This is a genomic window from Streptomyces sp. SID5643 (assembly GCF_009872555.1).
GTDB lineage: Bacteria > Actinomycetota > Actinomycetes > Streptomycetales > Streptomycetaceae > Streptomyces > Streptomyces iakyrus.
In genome coordinates this window covers 17,235-36,057 of the sequence record NZ_WWIC01000293.1, presented here as the reverse complement: position 1 = coordinate 36,057, position 18,823 = coordinate 17,235, and the positions used below count along the sequence as shown (strand labels likewise).

17 protein-coding genes are annotated in these 18,823 nt (G+C 69.5%); all 17 read left to right on the top strand.

Annotation, left to right across the window (positions count from 1 at the left end; all coding sequences use genetic code 11):
* The first annotated feature begins 133 nt into the window (after nucleotides 1-133).
* The gene (gene thrB / locus GTY56_RS32105) at nucleotides 134-1,063 is read left to right on the top strand and encodes a homoserine kinase (protein WP_161368788.1); all 930 of its coding nucleotides are present in this window, start codon (nucleotides 134-136) and stop codon (nucleotides 1,061-1,063) included.
* 402 nt (nucleotides 1,064-1,465) lie between these two features.
* Nucleotides 1,466-3,526, top strand: a complete 2,061-nt coding sequence (rho, locus tag GTY56_RS32100; RefSeq protein ID WP_161368787.1) for a transcription termination factor Rho — start codon at nucleotides 1,466-1,468, stop codon at nucleotides 3,524-3,526.
* A gap of 141 nt (nucleotides 3,527-3,667) precedes the next feature.
* The gene (locus GTY56_RS32095) at nucleotides 3,668-5,455 is read left to right on the top strand and encodes a trypsin-like serine protease (protein ID WP_161368793.1); all 1,788 of its coding nucleotides are present in this window, start codon (nucleotides 3,668-3,670) and stop codon (nucleotides 5,453-5,455) included.
* A 207-nt stretch (nucleotides 5,456-5,662) separates the two neighbouring features.
* Nucleotides 5,663-6,799: an LCP family protein gene (locus tag GTY56_RS32090; protein WP_161368786.1), complete on the top strand. Its 1,137-nt coding sequence runs from the start codon at nucleotides 5,663-5,665 to the stop codon at nucleotides 6,797-6,799.
* A gap of 171 nt (nucleotides 6,800-6,970) precedes the next feature.
* On the top strand, nucleotides 6,971-7,192 hold the full coding sequence (rpmE, locus tag GTY56_RS32085; protein ID WP_003992975.1) for a 50S ribosomal protein L31: 222 nt from the start codon (nucleotides 6,971-6,973) through the stop codon (nucleotides 7,190-7,192).
* Between the two features lie 105 nt (nucleotides 7,193-7,297).
* On the top strand, nucleotides 7,298-8,374 hold the full coding sequence (prfA, locus tag GTY56_RS32080; protein WP_161368785.1) for a peptide chain release factor 1: 1,077 nt from the start codon (nucleotides 7,298-7,300) through the stop codon (nucleotides 8,372-8,374).
* 95 nt (nucleotides 8,375-8,469) lie between these two features.
* On the top strand, nucleotides 8,470-9,309 hold the full coding sequence (gene prmC, locus GTY56_RS32075; protein ID WP_161368784.1) for a peptide chain release factor N(5)-glutamine methyltransferase: 840 nt from the start codon (nucleotides 8,470-8,472) through the stop codon (nucleotides 9,307-9,309).
* Between the two features lie 70 nt (nucleotides 9,310-9,379).
* On the top strand, nucleotides 9,380-10,027 hold the full coding sequence (locus GTY56_RS32070; protein ID WP_062929085.1) for an L-threonylcarbamoyladenylate synthase: 648 nt from the start codon (nucleotides 9,380-9,382) through the stop codon (nucleotides 10,025-10,027).
* Nucleotides 10,024-10,704, top strand: coding sequence for an arsenate reductase/protein-tyrosine-phosphatase family protein (locus GTY56_RS32065; protein WP_033312994.1), 681 nt, complete (start codon nucleotides 10,024-10,026; stop codon nucleotides 10,702-10,704). The genes GTY56_RS32070 and GTY56_RS32065 overlap by 4 nt, the downstream gene beginning before the upstream one ends.
* 194 nt (nucleotides 10,705-10,898) lie before the next feature.
* Nucleotides 10,899-12,137, top strand: a complete 1,239-nt coding sequence (glyA, locus tag GTY56_RS32060; RefSeq protein ID WP_161368783.1) for a serine hydroxymethyltransferase — start codon at nucleotides 10,899-10,901, stop codon at nucleotides 12,135-12,137.
* A 129-nt stretch (nucleotides 12,138-12,266) separates the two neighbouring features.
* Nucleotides 12,267-13,607 carry an MraY family glycosyltransferase gene (locus GTY56_RS32055; protein ID WP_161368782.1) on the top strand — a complete coding sequence of 447 codons (1,341 nt, stop codon included), beginning with the start codon at nucleotides 12,267-12,269 and terminating at the stop codon, nucleotides 13,605-13,607.
* Nucleotides 13,608-13,904: 297 nt separating this feature from the next.
* On the top strand, nucleotides 13,905-14,342 hold the full coding sequence (locus GTY56_RS32050) for a Cg1360 family ATP-synthase-associated protein (RefSeq protein ID WP_062929089.1): 438 nt from the start codon (nucleotides 13,905-13,907) through the stop codon (nucleotides 14,340-14,342).
* Nucleotides 14,343-14,567: 225 nt separating this feature from the next.
* Nucleotides 14,568-15,383, top strand: a complete 816-nt coding sequence (gene atpB / locus GTY56_RS32045; protein ID WP_481713600.1) for a F0F1 ATP synthase subunit A — start codon at nucleotides 14,568-14,570, stop codon at nucleotides 15,381-15,383.
* A gap of 79 nt (nucleotides 15,384-15,462) precedes the next feature.
* Nucleotides 15,463-15,699: an ATP synthase subunit C-like protein gene (locus tag GTY56_RS32040; protein ID WP_010040161.1), complete on the top strand. Its 237-nt coding sequence runs from the start codon at nucleotides 15,463-15,465 to the stop codon at nucleotides 15,697-15,699.
* A 39-nt stretch (nucleotides 15,700-15,738) separates the two neighbouring features.
* Entirely contained in the window at nucleotides 15,739-16,287 is a 549-nt protein-coding gene (locus GTY56_RS32035; RefSeq protein ID WP_161368781.1) for a F0F1 ATP synthase subunit B, read from the top strand.
* Nucleotides 16,284-17,099, top strand: a complete 816-nt coding sequence (locus GTY56_RS32030) for a F0F1 ATP synthase subunit delta (protein ID WP_161368780.1) — start codon at nucleotides 16,284-16,286, stop codon at nucleotides 17,097-17,099. The genes GTY56_RS32035 and GTY56_RS32030 overlap by 4 nt, the downstream gene beginning before the upstream one ends.
* 125 nt (nucleotides 17,100-17,224) lie before the next feature.
* Complete coding sequence (atpA, locus tag GTY56_RS32025) at nucleotides 17,225-18,814, top strand: F0F1 ATP synthase subunit alpha (protein ID WP_161368779.1); 1,590 nt, start codon at nucleotides 17,225-17,227, stop codon at nucleotides 18,812-18,814.
* Nucleotides 18,815-18,823: the final 9 nt, after the last annotated feature.

Below are 18,823 nucleotides of genomic sequence, written 5' to 3'. Positions count from 1 at the left end.
GCCGCGCCGTCTCCGCGGCCGGGACAGCCGCAGGCCGGCCCGGTCGGCAGCGGCCCTCAGGGTTCTCGTACGCCATCGAATGTCCACTGAACGTCATTCGACAATCACGCAGCTCAAGGAGAGTCATCGAGCGATGGCCGGTCCAGCGTTCCGCGCCGCCGCCGTCCGGGTGCGCGTCCCCGCCACCAGCGCCAACCTCGGCCCGGGTTTCGACGCCCTCGGCCTCGCGCTGGGGTTGTACGACGACGTGGTCGTCCGGGTGGCCGACTCCGGGCTGCACATCGACATCGCGGGTGAGGGAAGCGAGACGCTCCCGCGCGACGAGCAGCACCTTCTCGTACGGTCCCTGCGCACCGCCTTCGACCTGCTCGGCGGACAGCCGCGCGGGCTGGAGATCGTCTGCGCCAACCGCATTCCGCACGGCCGGGGCCTCGGTTCCTCCTCGGCGGCCATCTGCGCGGGCATCGTCGCCGCCCGCGCCGTGACCATAGGGGCCGAAGCGAAGCTCGACGACACCGCCCTGCTGGAACTCGCCACGGAGATCGAGGGCCACCCCGACAATGTCGCGGCCTGCCTGCTGGGCGGCTTCACGCTGTCCTGGATGGAGGGCGGTGCTGCCCGCGCGATCAGGATGGAGCCCGCGGATTCCATCGTTCCGGTGGTTTTCGTGCCCGGGAAGCCGGTTCTCACGGAAACCGCGCGCGGTCTGCTGCCGCGCACCGTGCCGCACGTCGACGCGGCCACCAACGCCGGCCGCGCCGCCCTGCTCGTCGAAGCCCTGACGCGCCGCCCCGAACTGCTGCTGCCCGCCACCGAGGACCGCCTGCACCAGGAGTACCGCGCGCCGGCCATGCCCGAGAGCGCGGCACTGGTGGAGCGGCTGCGGGGCGACGGCATCCCCGCCGTCATCTCCGGGGCCGGACCGACGGTCATGGCGCTGGCCGACGAGGAGAGCGCCGGCAAGGTCGAGGCCCTGGCGGGCGCGGACTGGGCGGCGAACCGGCTCCGCCTCGATCAGCAGGGCGCGAGCGTGCTGCCGCTCGCCGCCTCCGGTGACATCTGAAACCGCGCGGTTGCCGGATTTCGAGAGGGGGAATGTTTGTTGGATCCGGTAGTGTTAACCTCAAGTCTGCACCCGACCCCACCATGGCGAGGTGCCTCGTGTCCCCGTCCGGGACAGACATTCTTCCGGGAGCCCCCCAAGCCGCACTGTGTTCCGTACGTCGGACCGTACGCCGTACGAGGACACTGAGCGGGGCGCAGGGCACGCTTCGGAACCGGTGCGACCACGCCGCGTGACACTGACACTGGGTGCCACGGCTCAAGGAAGCGCCATCACCAGATTCCTCCGCCGCTTAGGCGGACCACCGCCCCGGCACGGTTCACACCACACGGACCGAAGCCGGACAGCACAACCGGTCGCCGAGCCAGACAGGCCGACGTCCGCTCCAGGGAAGGACCCTTCGTGAGCGACACCACCGATCTGATGGGCGCACGTGTCGAGGAGACCGCTGCCGCGCCCGCCACGGACGCCTCCGCGCCTGCCAGCGGTGCCGGCTCCCGGCGGCGCCGCGGTACCGGCCTCGAGGGCATGGTGCTGGCCGAGTTGCAGCAGGTCGCATCCGGCCTCGGTATCAGGGGCACCGCGCGGATGCGCAAGAGCCAGCTGATCGAGGTCATCAAGGAGGCGCAGGCGTCCGGCGGCGCCGCTCCGGCTGCGAAGGCCGACGCCCCCGCCGAGACCAAGCCCAAGCGCCGCGCCACCTCGCGGACCCGTACGGGCGACAACGCCGAGAAGGCGGAGAAGAAGGCGGACGCGAAGGAGGCCAAGGCCCCCGCGGACAAGGCCGAGAAGGCCGTGGCCCAGCAGCAGATCGAGATCCCCGGCCAGCCCGCCGGAGGCGCCTCCCGGTCCAGCGAGAACGAGCGCGCTGGGGACGACGCGCCCGAGCGCCGTCGTCGCCGGGCCACCGCCGAGGCCGGAGCCCCCGCTTCCGCCGCCGAGACCATCGTCGCCGAGGCGAAGACCGACACCAAGGCCGAGGCGCAGTCGCAGCAGCAGGCCCAGAACAACGAGGCCAAGTCCGACGCCGGTGACGGCGAGGGCCGTCGTCGCGACCGCCGTGACCGCGACCGGGACCGCGGGCGTGACCGCGGCGACCGCCGCGGCGGCAAGGGCGACGACCAGCAGGGCGGCGGCCGCCAGGACCGCGGCCAGCAGCAGAACCAGCAGGGCGGCGGCCGTCAGGACCGTGGCCAGCAGCGAGCCGATGACGACGGGGACGACTTCGACGGTGGCCGTCGTGGCCGTCGCGGGCGCTACCGCGACCGCCGTGGCCGTCGGGGCCGCGACGACATCGCCTCCGAGCCGCAGATCAACGAGGACGACGTCCTGATCCCCGTCGCGGGCATCCTGGACATCCTCGACAACTACGCGTTCATCCGCACGTCCGGCTACCTGCCCGGCCCGAACGACGTGTACGTCTCCCTCGCCCAGGTCCGCAAGAACGGCCTGCGCAAGGGTGACCACATCACCGGTGCGGTCCGTCAGCCGAAGGAGGGCGAGCGCCGCGAGAAGTTCAACGCGCTGGTCCGCCTGGACTCCGTCAACGGCATGGCGCCCGAACACGGCCGCGGCCGCCCGGAGTTCAACAAGCTCACCCCGCTGTACCCGCAGGACCGCCTCCGTCTGGAGACGGACCCGGGCGTGCTCACCACCCGCATCATCGACCTCGTGTCGCCGATCGGTAAGGGCCAGCGCGGTCTGATCGTGGCCCCGCCGAAGACCGGCAAGACCATGATCATGCAGGCGATCGCCAACGCGATCACGCACAACAACCCCGAGTGCCACCTGATGGTCGTCCTCGTCGACGAGCGTCCGGAAGAGGTCACCGACATGCAGCGGTCGGTGAAGGGCGAGGTCATCTCCTCGACCTTCGACCGCCCCGCCGAGGACCACACCACCGTCGCCGAGCTCGCCATCGAGCGCGCCAAGCGCCTGGTGGAGCTGGGTCACGACGTGGTCGTGCTGCTCGACTCGATCACCCGTCTGGGCCGCGCGTACAACCTCGCCGCCCCGGCCTCCGGCCGCATCCTGTCCGGTGGTGTCGACTCGACGGCGCTGTACCCGCCGAAGCGCTTCTTCGGTGCGGCCCGCAACATCGAGGACGGCGGCTCGCTGACCATCCTCGCCACCGCCCTGGTGGACACCGGGTCCCGCATGGACGAGGTGATCTTCGAGGAGTTCAAGGGCACCGGCAACGCCGAGCTCAAGCTCGACCGCAAGCTCGCCGACAAGCGCATCTTCCCGGCGGTGGACGTCGACGCGTCCGGCACCCGCAAGGAAGAGATCCTGCTGGCCCCCGACGAGCTCGCCATCGTCTGGAAGCTGCGCCGGGTGCTGCACGCCCTCGACCAGCAGCAGGCGGTCGAACTGCTCCTGGACAAGATGAAGCAGACGAAGTCGAACGCCGAGTTCCTGATGCAGATCCAGAAGACCACCCCGACGCCGGGCAACGGCGACTGAGGCGGTCGGCTGAGGTAAGCACTGCACAGAGAGGGCCGCTCCCCGTCCGGGGAGCGGCCCTCTCTGTGCTGTTCGTGTGCGGGTAGGATCACGCTCTCTTCGAACTTGTGATCCCGAGGGGGGACATACGTGGGTACACCCATGCCCGGGGGCGGTCGGCACAGACGCCGGATACGCATCGCACTGCCCGTCGCCGCGGCCGGTGTCGCCGCCGCCGTGGCCGGCACGCTGCTGACGACGTCCGCCGGTGCGGCCACCCCGCTGCCGCAGCCGACCGTCAAGCCCGCCGTCAGCTCGCCGTCGCTCGCCGAGCTGGAGAAGCGCGTCGCGGGCGCCATGGCCGGTGACGACGTCGCCGGCAAGACGAGCAAGGCCTCGCTCAGCGCGGGCACCGTCACCGGCAGCATCGACCCGAAGATCATCGGTGGCAACGAGACCACCATCAGCACGGCCCCGTGGATGGCGCAGCTCCACTACTACGACGACCGGGGCACCTCCGGCACCAGTGACGACATCGGGTTCTTCTGCGGCGGTGCCGTCGTCGCGCCGACGAAGATCCTGACCGCCGCGCACTGCGTCAAGGGCTACAACTGGAACGGCAACGGCGCCGTCGTCACCGGCACCTCCCAGCTGCCCTCGGCTGACGGCACCGACCTGCACGGCGGCACCGTCACCGGCGTCTGGCGGCAGTGGAACCACCCGTCGTACAGCGCGACGACCATCGACAACGACATCGCGGTGCTGACCCTGCCCGTCCCGGTCAAGGCCACCCCGATCCGCATGACGACCTCCGGCGACACCGCGTCGTACGCGGCCGGCACCAGCGCCAAGGTCTACGGCTGGGGTCGCACCAGCTCCACCAGCGACGACATCTCCGAGACGCTGAAGACGGCCACGCTGCCCATGCAGTCCGACGCGACGTGCTCCGGCGCGTACGGCGCGGACTTCGTCAAGGGCCACATGGTCTGCGCGGGCAAGCCCGCCACCGGCAGCGACACCGGCACCGTCTCCGCCTGCAACGGCGACTCCGGCGGCCCCCTGGTCGTCAACAACCGGATCGTCGGCGTCGTGTCCTGGGGCGTGACCGACTGCGTCGCCAAGGGCGCCTACAGCGTCTTCGCCAAGGTCAGCTCCTACGTCGGCGCCGCCTACCCGCGCCTGGACGACACCAACATCAGCGGCGACCACAAGGCTGACCTGTGGGTGCGCAACGCCTCCACCAAGACCGGCTACTCCAAGGACTCCAACGGCACGTCGTTCGCCGCCCGCGAGTCCTGGGGCAACTGGGACGGTGTGAACGTCGTCCTGCAGACGGACCTCGACCGCGACGGCTACCAGGACCTGGTCTACCGGCGCAGCAGTGACGGCGACGTCTTCTGGACGCACTACGTCATCTCCAGCGGCACCTGGTCCACCAAGCAGATCGCCGACAACTGGAAGACCCGCACCCGGATCATCACCCCCGGTGACGTCACCGGCGACTACCTGCCCGACCTGCTCTCGGTCGACTCGGCGGGCGTCATGTGGATCTACCCGGGCAAGGGCAACGGCACCTTCGCGCCCCGCGTGAAGGTCGGCTCCGGCTGGAACCAGTACAACTCCGTGCGCGGCAAGGGCGACTTCAACGGGGACGGCAAGACCGACCTGATCGCCCGCAGCAAGTCCGGCAGCGCCATCTACCTCTACAAGGGCACCGGCAAGGCCGGCTCGGGCGCCTTCTCCGCCCGGGTCAAGGTGCGCACCTGGGCCGACTACAACGCCTTCGACGCGCCCGGTGACGTCACCGGCGACGGCAAGGCCGACTTCCTGGCCCGCACCCCCGGCGGCACGCTGTACCTGTACGCGGGCACCGGCAAGGGGACGAGCGAGATCTTTGCCACAAGGAAGTCCGTGGGCACCGATTTCAAGCAGTACGACATCTTCGGCTGAAATTGCAGGTGAGCGGGTCCCGCTCCGTTGCGACGAACACGCGCTGTGCCCACCGTCCTACGCGGTGGGCACAGTCCGTTGTGCAACCCTTTCCCGAGTTTCTCCGTCTGTCCAGGTGGGGCGACGATAGTGCGAGGAAGGGTCTTCTCCGGCCACGCCTGGCACTGACCGCAGGGGGTAACCGACCGTAGAAGAGCTGAGGAGTACATGTCCGCCGAGAGCACACCCGAACCGGGGATACCGGTCGATACCGGTAGCAGTGGAGAGCGTCACCGCGGCAAGGGCCGGCGCCGTAAGCCCCCGCGGCGCACCAAGGGCCTGATGATCATGGCCTGGACGGCCGCGGGCATCGTGGTGCTGGGCGGCGCCGGAGCCGGTTACCTGTACTTCAAGCTCAACGGCAACCTCAAGAGCGTCGACATCGACCAGGCCCTGGGCACGGACCGGCCCGAGAAGGCCGACAACGGCTCGGAGAACATCCTCGTCCTCGGCTCCGACACCCGCGCCGGCGGCAACAAGCAGCTCGGCGGCGGCACCGACGACGGCAGCGCCCGCTCGGACACGGCGATGGTCGTGCACGTCTACAAGGGGCACAAGAAGGCCAGCGTGGTCTCCATCCCGCGCGACACCCTCATCGACCGTCCCGCGTGCACGGACACCAAGGGCAAGGAGTACCCCGCCGCGCGCAGCGTGATGTTCAACTCCGCGTACTCCACCGGCGGGGCCGCCTGCGCCGTGAAGACCGTCGAGTCGATCACCGACCTGCGCATGGACCACTACCTGGAGGTCGACTTCGCCGGCTTCCAGAAGCTCATCGACGACCTCGGTGGCGTCGAGATCACCACGACCAAGAGCATCGAGGACCCCGACAGCCATCTGGACCTGAAGGCCGGCACCCACACGCTCGACGGCAAGCAGGCCCTCGGTCTGGTCCGCACCAGACACGGCGTCGGTGACGGCTCGGACCTGGGCCGGATCCAGCTCCAGCAGGCCTTCATCAAGGCGCTGGTCCACCAGATCAAGGACGTCGGCGTCTTCTCGGACCCGAAGCGGCTGCTCGACCTCGCGGAGACCGCGACCAAGACGGTGACGACCGACTCCGACCTCGGCTCGGTCAACAGGCTCGCGTCCTTCGCGAGCGGCCTGAAGGGCATCAGCCCGTCCAGCATGCACATGGTCACGATGCCGGTGGCCTACGACCCGGCCGACCCCAACCGCGTCCTCCTCCAGGAGAAGAAGGCCGACCAGATCTGGAAGGCCCTGGAGAACGACAAGCCGATCCCGAAGAGCGCGACGAAGGGCAACGCCTCGGGCGAAGCCAAGGGTGTGGTCAGCGCCCCGTAAGGGGCGCGGGGACCCGCGCGGGCAAGCGGCACCGGCCCGCCGGGAACAAACAACGGCAACCCCCGGTTTTGGGGGATGGCCCCAGTCCTGGCAGACTGGTACGTCGGCTCCGGTTCACGCTCCCGCACCCCGCGGCAGCGACCCGGCGCCCTCCCGAACCTAGGAGACACCTTGAAGCGCGACATCCACCCCGAGTACGTCGAGACGCAGGTCAGCTGCACCTGTGGCGCGTCGTTCACCACCCGCAGCACCATCGAGTCCGGCACCATCCGCGCCGATGTCTGCTCCGAGTGCCACCCGTTCTACACGGGCAAGCAGAAGATCCTCGACACCGGTGGCCGTGTGGCCCGCTTCGAGGCCCGCTTCGGCAAGGCCGCCGGCTCCAAGAAGTAGCGAGCTCCGAATCGCCGGTCCACGGACGCGCCCCCTCACCGGGCGCTCCGGGACCGGCGTTTTTGGTCGCCCGCCCTTCACCCCCGTCCCGCACAGGAGCCCAAGATGTTCGAGGCCGTCGAGGAACTCGTCGCCGAGCACGCCGACCTGGAGAAGAAGCTCGCCGACCCGTCGGTCCACTCCGACCAGGCCAACGCGCGCAAGCTGAACAAGCGTTACGCCGAGCTCACCCCCATCGTCGCCACGTACCGCTCCTGGACGCAGACGGGCGACGACATCGAGACCGCGCGTGAACTGGGCGCCGACGACCCTGAGTTCGCCGCCGAGGTCAAGGAGCTGGAGAAGGCGCGCGAGGAGCTCACGGAGAAGCTGCGCCTCCTGCTCGTCCCGCGTGACCCCAGCGACGACAAGGACGTCATCCTGGAGATCAAGGCGGGCGCGGGCGGCGACGAGTCCGCCCTGTTCGCGGGCGACCTGCTGCGCATGTACCTGCGCTACGCCGAGCGCGTCGGCTGGAAGACCGAGATCATCGACGCCACCGAGTCCGAGCTGGGCGGCTACAAGGACGTCCAGGTCGCCGTGAAGACCAAGGGCGGCCAGGGGGCCACCGAGCCGGGCCAGGGCGTCTGGGCGCGGATGAAGTACGAGGGCGGTGTGCACCGCGTGCAGCGCGTGCCCGCCACGGAGTCCCAGGGGCGGATCCACACCTCCGCGGCCGGTGTGCTCGTCACGCCCGAGGCCGAGGAGGTCGACGTCGAGATCAACCCCAACGACCTGCGCATCGACGTCTACCGGTCCTCCGGGCCCGGCGGACAGTCCGTCAACACCACCGACTCCGCCGTGCGCATCACGCACCTGCCGACCGGAGTCGTCGCCTCCTGCCAGAACGAGAAGAGCCAGCTCCAGAACAAGGAGCAGGCACTGCGTATCCTGCGCTCCAGGCTGCTCGCGGCCGCGCAGGAGGAGGCGGAGAGGGAGGCGGCCGACGCCCGCCGCAGCCAGGTCCGCACCGTCGACCGCTCCGAGAAGATCCGCACCTACAACTTCCCGGAGAACCGCATCTCCGACCACCGCGTCGGCTTCAAGGCGTACAACCTGGACCAGGTCCTGGACGGCGACCTCGACGCCGTGATCCAGGCCTGCGTCGACGCGGACTCGGCGGCGAAGCTGGCGGCTGCGTAAGGCAGGCACGAGCACGTACGAGTGATCACGTACGAGTACAACGGAGGACTTGCGTGCAGCAGTCATTTGGGGGGCGACCCCCAAGCCCCCGCAGCGTGCTGCTCGCGGAGGTGGCCCAGGCCACCCAGCGGCTCGCCGACGCCGGCGTGCCCTCGCCGCGCACCGATGCCGAGGAACTCGCCGCGTTCGTGCACGGCGTCAAGCGCGGCGAGCTGCACACCGTCAAGGACTCCGACTTCGACGCCCGCTACTGGGAGGTCATCGCCCGCCGCGAGGCCCGCGAACCGCTCCAGCACATCACCGGGCGCGCCTACTTCCGCTACCTGGAACTCCAGGTCGGCCCCGGGGTGTTCGTGCCGCGGCCCGAGACGGAGTCCGTGGTCGGCTGGGCCATAGACGCCGTACGGGCCATGGACGTCGTCGAGCCGTGCATCGTCGACCTGTGCACCGGCTCCGGCGCCATCGCGCTCGCCCTCGCCCAGGAGGTGCCGCGCTCGCGCGTGCACGCCGTGGAGCTGTCCGAGGACGCCCTCAAGTGGACCCGCAAGAACGTCGAGGGGTCCAGGGTCGACCTGCGGCAGGGCAACGCGCTGACGGCCTTCCCGGACCTCGACGGCCAGGTCGACCTGGTCATCACCAACCCGCCCTACATCCCGCTCACCGAGTGGGAGTACGTCGCCCCCGAGGCGCGGGACTACGACCCCGGCCTGGCCCTCTTCTCCGGCGAGGACGGCCTCGACCTCATCCGCGGCCTGGAACGCACCGCGCACCGGCTGCTGCGGCCGGGCGGCGTGGTCGTCGTCGAGCACGCCGACACCCAGGGCGGCCAGGTGCCGTGGATCTTCGCCGAGGACCGCGGCTGGACCGACGCGGCCGACCACCCGGACCTCAACAACCGCCCGCGCTTCGCCACGGCACGCAAGGCACTGCCGTGAGCACACCGGGCACCCCGCGCTCTTCGCGGACTTCATCCCAGCAGCACGTGTACGAGGAGGCCAGCTAAAGATGGCACGGCGATACGACACCAACGACGCGACCGACCGAGTGACCGGTCTGCGCGAGGCAGCGTCCGCCGTCCGCCGTGGCGAGCTCGTGGTGCTGCCGACGGACACGGTGTACGGCATCGGCGCCGACGCGTTCTCCTCGGAGGCGGTCGCCGACCTGCTGGAGGCGAAGGGCCGGGGCCGCAACATGCCCACCCCCGTCCTGATCGGCTCCCCGAACACGCTGCACGGCCTCGTCACGGACTTCTCCGAGCTGGCCTGGGAGCTCGTCGACGCGTTCTGGCCGGGCGCCCTGACGCTCGTCGCCCGGCACCAGCCGTCTCTCCAGTGGGACCTCGGGGACACCCGGGGCACGGTCGCCGTGCGCATGCCCCTGCACCCGGTCGCCATCGAGCTGCTGACCGAGGTCGGCCCCATGGCCGTCTCCTCCGCCAACCTGACCGGCCACCCGGCGCCGGAGGACTGCGACGCCGCGCAGGAGATGCTGGGCGACTCCGTCTCCGTCTACCTCGACGGCGGCCCGACCCCCGGCATCGTGCCGTCGTCGATCGTCGACGTGACCCGTGAGGTGCCGCTGCTGCTGCGCGCGGGTGCCATCTCGGCGGACGAGCTGCGAAAGGTCGTACCCGACCTCGAGGTGGCGAATTGACGGCCCCTGGATCGGGGCGTGGCATAGGCAACGGGGAAAGCGCGGCGGAGATCACGACGACCTTCGTGGGACTTCCGCGCGACAGCTTCCGCATCCTCCACGTCAGCACCGGCAACGTGTGCCGCTCGCCCATCACCGAGCGGCTGACCCGCCATGCGGTGCGGGAGCGGCTCGGCATCCTGGGCGGCGGGCTGATCGTGGAGAGCGCGGGCACCTGGGGTCATGAGGGCGCGCCCATGGAGTCCCACGCGGAGACCGTCCTGGCCGACTTCGGCGCGGACGCCTCCGGCTTCACCGGGCGCGAGCTCCTCGACGAGCACGTGATCCGCGCCGACCTGGTGCTGACCGCCACCAGGGACCACCGGGCGCAGGTCATCTCCATGGGGCACTCGGCGGGCCTGCGGACCTTCACGCTCAAGGAGTTCACCCGTCTGGTCAAGGCCATCGACCCGGTGACCCTGCCTCCTCTGGAGGAAGGCGTGGTCGTCCGCGCCCGTGCGCTGGTCCGCGCCGCTGCGGCTCTACGCGGGTGGCTGCTGGCACCGAACGCCGAGGCGGACGAGGTCTACGACCCGTACGGGGCGCCCCTGACGTTCTTCCGGTCCATCGGCGACGAGATACACCAGGCGCTCGATCCGGTCGTCACGGCGCTGACGGGCGTCCCCGCAAAGATGTAACAGCCGAGCGGTCCCGGGGCCCCAGGCCTACATTGGACGTACGTCACCCCGGCGCGTGAGCCGAAGGGGCGCGTCGGTCCTGAGAGGCCGAACGCGCGGAGGCCCGGAGGGCTGAGCACGATCGGCCTCTCAGGACCGACTCAGGCGCCCCGGAGGCGAACCGCCCAGACATGCGACGCCGCCCGGAGCCCACCATGACGGTCACCCCTGCCATCCAGGCCGACGTCCTGCGCCGCCAGGACCCCGAGCTCGCCGACGTCCTGCTCGGCGAGCGGGAGCGGCAGTCGACCACGCTCCAGCTGATCGCCGCCGAGAACTTCAGCTCCCCGGCCGTCCTGGCCGCCCTCGGGTCACCGCTGGCGAACAAGTACGCCGAGGGCTACCCGGGGGCGCGGCACCACGGCGGCTGCGAGATCGCCGACGTCGCCGAGCGTCTCGCCGTGGAGCGGGCGAAGGCCCTGTTCGGCGCCGACCACGCCAACGTCCAGCCGCACTCGGGCTCTTCGGCGGTGCTCGCGGCCTACGCGGCCCTGCTCCGCCCCGGCGACACCGTCCTCGCCCTCGGCCTGCCCCACGGCGGGCACCTCACGCACGGCTCGCCCGCCAACTTCTCCGGCCGCTGGTTCGACTTCGTCGGCTACGGGGTGGACGCCGAGTCGGGGTTCATCGACCACGAGCAGGTGCGCGCCCTGGCCCGCACCCGCCGGCCCAAGGCGATCGTGTGCGGCTCCATCGCCTACCCCCGGCACCTCGACTACGCCTTCTTCCGCGAGGTCGCCGACGAGGTGGGCGCCTATCTCATCGCGGACGCCGCGCACCCCCTCGGGCTCGTCGCCGGGGGAGCGGCGCCGAATCCGGTGCCGTACGCGGACATCGTCTGCGGGACCTCTCACAAGGTGCTGCGCGGACCGCGCGGCGGCCTGATCCTGTGCCGGGCGGAGCTGGCCGACCGGGTCGACCGGGCGGTGTTCCCCTTCACCCAGGGCGGTGCGCAGATGCACACCATCGCCGCCAAGGCGGTCGCGTTCGGGGAGGCGGCAACACCGGCGTTCGCCGCGTACGCCCATCAGGTGGTGGCGAATGCGCGCGTTCTGGCGGCCCGGCTGGCCGCGGCGGGCATGGTCGTCACCACGGGAGGCACGGACACCCACCTGATCACCGCCGACCCGGCGCCGCTCGGCGTCGACGGGCGCACGGCCCGGGGCCGTCTCGCCGCGGCGGGCCTGGTCATGGACTGCTGCGCCCTGCCGCACGGGGACGCCCGGGGCCTGCGGCTCGGCACCGCCGCGGTCACCACCCAGGGCATGGGCGAGGCGGAGATGGCCCGGATCGCCGAACTGCTCGCCGGGGTGCTCGGGGGAGTGACGGAGACCTCAAGGGCCCGTGAAGATGTGCGGGAGCTGGCCGGTGGATTTCCGCCGTATCCGGCGTGAGCGGGGGTAAGCGCATCAGGGTGCACAGCCACTCGTGCAACCATCGTCGCTACCCGGAAGTCCCCACCCATATGCGCGCATCGCTAGGGTGTGGGGCTGAGATGGCCAGCGAGACCTGTGGGGAAGCCCGTGCGTGAATACCTCCTGACGCTCTGCATCACGGCCGCGGTGACGTACCTGCTGACAGGGCCGGTACGGAAGTTCGCGATCGTGGCCGGAGCGATGCCGGAGATCCGGGCACGTGACGTGCACCGGGAGCCCACTCCGCGCCTCGGTGGTATCGCGATGTTCTTCGGCCTGTGCGCGGGCCTGCTGGTCGCCGACCACCTGACCAACCTCAACCAGGTCTTCGAGACGTCGAACGAGCCCCGGGCGCTGCTGTCCGGGGCGGCGCTGATCTGGCTGATCGGTGTGCTGGACGACAAGTTCGAGATCGACGCCCTGATCAAGCTCGGCGGCCAGATGATCGCCGCGGGCGTGATGGTCGTGCAGGGTCTGACGATTCTGTGGCTACCGATCCCGGGTGTGGGCTCGGTCGCGCTCACCCAGTGGCAGGGCACCCTGCTGACGGTGGCGCTGGTCGTCATCACCATCAACGCGGTCAACTTCGTCGACGGCCTGGACGGCCTCGCGGCCGGCATGGTCTGCATCGCCGCCACGGCGTTCTTCCTGTACGCCTACCGCATCTGGTACTCGTACGGCATCGAGGCCGCCGCCCCCGCCACCCTCTTCTCGGCGATCCTGATGGGCATGTGCCTGGGCTTCCTGCCGCACAACATGCACCCGGCCCGGATCTTCATGGGCGACTCGGGCTCGATGCTGATCGGCCTGGTCCTGGCCGCCGGCGCGATCTCCATCACCGGGCAGGTCGACCCGGACGCGCTCAACCTGTACGTGGGCTCCGAGAAGGAGGCCGTGCACCAGACGGTCCCCGTCTACATCCCGCTGCTGCTGCCGCTGACGATCATCGCGGTGCCGGCCGCCGACCTGATCCTGGCGATCGTGCGCCGCACCTGGCGCGGGCAGTCCCCGTTCGCCGCCGACCGCGGCCACCTGCACCACCGGCTGCTGGAGATCGGCCACTCGCACAGCCGCGCGGTGCTCATCATGTACTTCTGGTCCGCGCTGATCGCCTTCGGTGCCCTCGCCTACTCGGTCAACTCCGCGTCGATGTGGATCGTGCTGGGTGTGGTGTTCCTCAGCGCGGTCGGACTCCTGCTGCTTCTGCTGCCGCGCTTCACGCCGCGTGTCCCGCGCTGGATGGAGCGCTTCGTGCCGCCGCGCTACCGGCGCCGCGGCTCGGTCGCGGCCCTTTCACCGGAGGCCTCGACCCCGGCGTCGGCGGCGGACCAGCCCGTCACCGCCGATGACCGCGCCCCTGTGGTGTCCGGGGTGGCCGGTGTCAACGGGGCGACCGCCATCGGCCCCCGTTCACGCCTGGCCGACCGGCGCAAGGCGGGGACAAGGTAAGAATCTGACTAGAGCATTGCCAAGTCGTGGGGTTGCGATGGGGGTGCGAAGCGTCGCAATACCAGACATCTCGGCGAACTTCCCGCTCAGACGCGCAGGTTCACTCTCATGTGTGACAGTCCGCACACCTCCAGGTAAAGACTGCATCAAATAGTTTGTGATACGGTTCACGAGAACCCCCCGGATAGAGCCGAAGGACCGTAGTGCGACGGTCCTTGGCGTGAGGACTCCACTCAGCCCGGGACTACGCTCGTCCATGACGACACCCCTGCCCCCTGCGAAAGCGGAGTTGCCGCCATGCCGTCCAATGACGCCCGGAACCTCTTGCAGTGCGCTGTGCCCACAGCCGCTGCCGGTGTGGTCGTGGTCGCCGTCAGTGGCGTGGTGGCCGGAGGCAAGGGAGCCGTCGGAGCGGCCGTCGGCACCGTGCTGGCCATCCTCTTCATGGGGGTCGGTCTCTACGTTCTCCAGTGGACGGCAAAAACGCTCCCGCAGTTGTTCCAGGCCATGGGGCTGATGCTCTACGTCGCCCAGCTGCTGCTTCTCCTGATCTTCGTCGCCCTCTTCAAGGACACCTCTCTCTTCAACGCGAAGACGTTCGCCCTCGGGCTCGTCATCGCCACCGTCGTGTGGATGGCCGCGCAGGCTCGTGCGCATATGAAAGCCAAGATCTTCTACATCGACCCGGACTCCGAGAAGAGCGAGAAGCCCGAGAAGACCGGACCGTCGTCGTGACGAGTAGGGGCGCGATAAAGGGCAGTAGGAACTCCTGCTATCGTCCGGTGCCAACTGCGGCATCGCGGGCGCGGGCATCTGAGCTGACGCCTGCTCGAACGCGAGGCTCGATGCCCCCCAGCCGCCCTCACATCCGTAACACCAGTCCCGTGCCGAACCGCGGCTGCGCGCCGCGCCGACACAACGAGGTTGCCGTACCTATGCGTCACGCCGAAGGAGCCCGCGGTGAGTGCTGACCAGACCCAGCTCGCCTTTGACTGGAGCTGTCGGATCATGTCCGACGGGTGTGGTTTTCCGGCACCGGGCCTGCACTCGTTCCTCTTCAAGCCGATTGCCACGGTTGGAGGGTACGAGTTCAACAAGGTGATGCTGCTCGCCATCATCACCACCATCCTCGTCATCGGCTTCTTCTGGGCGGCCTTCGGCAAGGCCAAGGTGGTGCCCGGCAAGCTGCAGATGGTCGGTGAGGCCGGCTACGACTTCGTCCGCCGCGGCATCGTCTACGAGACCCTCGGAAAGAAGGAGGGCGAGAAGTACGTCCCCTTGATGGTCTCGCTGTTCTTCTTCATCTGGATCATGAACATCTGGTCCGTGATCCCGCTGGCGCAGTTCCCGGTGTCGTCGGTCATCGCCTACCCGGCGGTCCTCGCCGCGGTCGTCTACGTGACCTGGGTCTCGCTGACCTTCAAGCGGCACGGCTTCGTCGGGTTCTTCAAGAACATCACCGGCTACGACAAGTCGCTCGGCCCGGTGCTGCCGCTCGTGATGATCATCGAGTTCTTCTCGAACCTGCTCGTCCGGCCGTTCACGCACGCCGTCCGACTGTTCGCGAACATGTTCGCCGGTCACCTGATGCTGGTCATGTTCACCGTCGCCTCCTGGTACCTGCTCAACAGCTGGATGATCCCGGCGGCCGGTATCTCCTTCGTGATGACCATGGCCATGATCGTCTTCGAGCTTTTCGTGCAGGCCGTCCAGGCGTACGTCTTCGTACTCCTCGCCTGCACGTACATCCAGGGCGCTCTGGCCGAGCACCACTGAGCCCCTCACCCCCCGCAAGATCCCAAGAACGTCCGGTGGCCAACCCCCGCCGGTCCGTGAAAGAGAAGGAAGAAACAGCATGGCTGCCACTGAGACCCTCGCCGCTGTCTCCGGTTCGCTCGGCTCCATCGGCTACGGCCTCTCCGCCATCGGCCCCGGCATCGGCGTCGGCATCATCTTCGGTAACGGCACCCAGGCCCTGGCCCGCCAGCCCGAGGCCGCCGGCCTGATCCGCGCCAACCAGATCCTGGGCTTCGCCTTCTGTGAGGCGCTCGCCCTCATCGGCATCGTTATGCCGTTCGTGTTCGGTCAGTAATTACCTGCTCACCGACACGTTTCGACGAAAGGCACTGATGTGATCGCCAACCTGGTGCAGCTGGCGGCCGAGGAAGAGCAGAACCCGCTCGTTCCTCCGGGCCCCGAGCTGCTCGTCGGCACCATCGCCTTCGCCATCGTGTTCTTCTTCTTCTGGAAGAAGCTGCTTCCGAACATCAACAAGGTTCTGGAGGAGCGCCGCGCGGCGATCGAAGGCGGTATCGAAGAGGCCGAGACCATGAAGGTCGAGGCCCAGAGCGTCCTTGAGCAGTACAAGGCACAGCTCGCCGAGGCCCGGCACGAGGCCGCGCGCCTGCGCCAGGAGGCGCAGGAGCAGGGTGCCGCGCTCATCGCCGAGATGCGGGCCGAGGGCCAGCGTCAGCGCGAGGAGATCGTCGCCGCCGGTCACTCCCAGATCGAGGCCGACCGCAAGGCCGCCGCGTCCGCGCTGCGCCAGGACGTCGGCAAGCTCGCCACCGACCTGGCCGGCAAGCTCGTCGGGGAGTCCCTGGAGGACCACGCCCGCCAGAGCCGCGTGATCGACCGGTTCCTCGACGAGCTCGAGGAGAAGGCCGAGGCCGGGCGATGAACGGAGCGAGCCGCGAGGCCCTGGCAGCCGCACGTGAGCGTCTCGACGCGCTGACGGACTCGACGTCCGTGAACGCGAGTTCGCTCGCCGACGAGCTGGCCGCCGTCACCGCGCTGCTCGACCGCGAGGTGTCGCTGCGTCGGGTCCTCACCGACCCGGCGCAGGACGCGGAGGCCAAGGCAGGTCTGGCCCAGCGTCTGCTCGGCACCCAGGTCAGCGGCCCGGCCGCCGACCTGGTCGCCGGCATGGTGCGCTCCCGCTGGTCGCAGTCGCGCGACCTGGTGGACGCGGTGGAGGTGCTGGCCGACACCGCCGACCTCACCGCCGCGCAGCAGGCCGGCAAGCTCGACGACGTCGAGGACGAGCTGTTCCGGTTCGGCCGGATCGTCTCCGGCAGCACCGAGCTGCGTGCCGCGCTGACCGACCGCAAGGCCACCACCTCGGCAAAGAGCGAGCTGCTGCGCAGCCTGCTCGGCGGCCGGGCCCAGTCGGCCACCGAGCGTCTGGTCGCGCGCCTTGTGACCGCGCCGCGGGGACGTAGCCTGGAGTCGGGACTGGAGTCCCTGTCCAAGCTCGCCGCCGAGCGCCGGGACCGCATGGTGGCCGTCGTCACCTCGGCGGTGCCGCTGAGCGACGCACAGAAGCAGCGCCTGGGCGCCGTCCTCGCGAAGCTCTACGGCCGCAAGATGCACCTGAACCTGGACGTGGACCCCGAGGTCCTCGGCGGGATCCGGGTGCAGGTCGGTGACGAGCTCATCAACGGCTCCCTCGCGGACCGCATCGAGGACGCCGGCCGTCGGCTCGCCGGCTGAGCAGCAACTCAATAGGCATACGTACTTACGACGGCCCTGGTTGGGCCGTGCAGAAGAATCCTGGGGGTCGCCCCCAGACCCCCAAAGTGAAACTTCGGGCCCAACAAGGAGAGCAGGGAACCCAGATGGCGGAGCTCACGATCCGGCCGGAGGAGATCCGGGACGCGCTGGAGAACTTCGTCCAGGCGTACAAGCCGGACGCGGCCTCGCGCGAGGAGGTCGGTACGGTCACCTTCGCCGGTGACGGCATCGCGAAGGTCGAGGGCCTGCCCTCGACCATGGCCAACGAGCTGCTGAAGTTCGAGGACGGCACCCTCGGCCTCGCCCTCAACCTCGAGGAGCGCGAGATCGGTGCCATCGTCCTCGGCGAGTTCAGCGGCGTCGAGGAGGGCCAGCCGGTCTCCCGTACCGGTGAGGTTCTCTCCGTTGCGGTGGGCGAGGGCTACCTCGGCCGCGTGGTGGACCCCCTCGGCAACCCGATCGACGGCCTCGGCGAGATCGAGACCGAGGACCGTCGCGCCCTGGAGCTGCAGGCTCCGGGCGTCATGGTCCGCAAGTCGGTGCACGAGCCGATGGAGACGGGCTACAAGGCCGTCGACGCGATGACCCCGATCGGCCGTGGCCAGCGTCAGCTGATCATCGGTGACCGCCAGACCGGCAAGACCGCCCTGGCCGTCGACACCATCATCAACCAGCGCGACAACTGGCGCTCGGGCGACCCGAACAAGCAGGTCCGCTGCATCTACGTCGCCATCGGCCAGAAGGGCTCCACGATCGCCGGTGTGCGCGGCGCTCTGGAAGAGGCCGGCGCGCTGGAGTACACGACCATCGTCGCCGCCCCGGCGTCCGACCCGGCCGGCTTCAAGTACCTGGCGCCGTACACCGGTTCGGCCATCGGCCAGCACTGGATGTACCAGGGCAAGCACGTCCTGATCATCTTCGACGACCTGTCGAAGCAGGCCGACGCCTACCGCGCCGTGTCGCTGCTGCTGCGCCGCCCGCCGGGCCGTGAGGCCTACCCGGGTGACGTCTTCTACCTGCACTCCCGTCTGCTGGAGCGCTGCGCGAAGCTCTCCGACGAGATGGGTGCCGGCTCGATGACCGGTCTGCCGATCGTCGAGACGAAGGCCAACGACGTCTCGGCGTTCATCCCGACCAACGTCATCTCCATCACCGACGGCCAGTGCTTCCTGGAGTCGGACCTGTTCAACGCCGGTCAGCGCCCCGCGCTGAACGTCGGTATCTCCGTCTCCCGAGTCGGTGGTTCCGCGCAGCACAAGGCGATGAAGCAGGTTTCCGGCCGTCTGCGCGTGGACCTCGCCCAGTTCCGTGAGCTGGAGGCCTTCGCCGCCTTCGGTTCCGACCTGGACGCCGCGTCCAAGGCGCAGCTGGAGCGCGGTCAGCGCATGGTCGAGCTGCTGAAGCAGGCGCAGTACCAGCCGATGGCCACCGAGGACCAGGTCGTCTCCGTCTGGGCCGGCACCACCGGCAAGATGGACGACGTCCCCGTCGCCGACATCCGCCGCTTCGAGAAGGAGCTGCTGGAGTACCTGCACCGCAAGGAGCAGGGCCTCATGACCTCCATCCGCGAGGGCGGCAAGATGTCCGACGACACGCTCCAGGCCGTCGCCGATGCCATCGTGGAGTTCAAGAAGCAGTTCGAGACCTCCGACGGCAAGCTGCTCGGCGAGGACACCCCGGCTGCCGGTAAGTGACGACGGAAG

Excerpts from the sequence above, each read along its gene's own strand:
- atpA (WP_161368779.1), top strand. The coding sequence starts at position 17,225 with ATGGCGGAGCTCACGATCCGGCCGGAGGAGATCCGGGACGCGCTGGAG.
- GTY56_RS32090 (WP_161368786.1), top strand. The coding sequence starts at position 5,663 with ATGTCCGCCGAGAGCACACCCGAACCGGGGATACCGGTCGATACCGGT.
- GTY56_RS32050 (WP_062929089.1), top strand. The coding sequence starts at position 13,905 with ATGCCGTCCAATGACGCCCGGAACCTCTTGCAGTGCGCTGTGCCCACA.
- glyA (WP_161368783.1), top strand. The coding sequence starts at position 10,899 with ATGACGGTCACCCCTGCCATCCAGGCCGACGTCCTGCGCCGCCAGGAC.
- GTY56_RS32095 (WP_161368793.1), top strand. The coding sequence starts at position 3,668 with ATGCCCGGGGGCGGTCGGCACAGACGCCGGATACGCATCGCACTGCCC.
- GTY56_RS32070 (WP_062929085.1), top strand. The coding sequence starts at position 9,380 with ATGGCACGGCGATACGACACCAACGACGCGACCGACCGAGTGACCGGT.
- GTY56_RS32030 (WP_161368780.1), top strand. The coding sequence starts at position 16,284 with ATGAACGGAGCGAGCCGCGAGGCCCTGGCAGCCGCACGTGAGCGTCTC.
- GTY56_RS32040 (WP_010040161.1), top strand. The coding sequence starts at position 15,463 with ATGGCTGCCACTGAGACCCTCGCCGCTGTCTCCGGTTCGCTCGGCTCC.
- prfA (WP_161368785.1), top strand. The coding sequence starts at position 7,298 with ATGTTCGAGGCCGTCGAGGAACTCGTCGCCGAGCACGCCGACCTGGAG.
- thrB (WP_161368788.1), top strand. The coding sequence starts at position 134 with ATGGCCGGTCCAGCGTTCCGCGCCGCCGCCGTCCGGGTGCGCGTCCCC.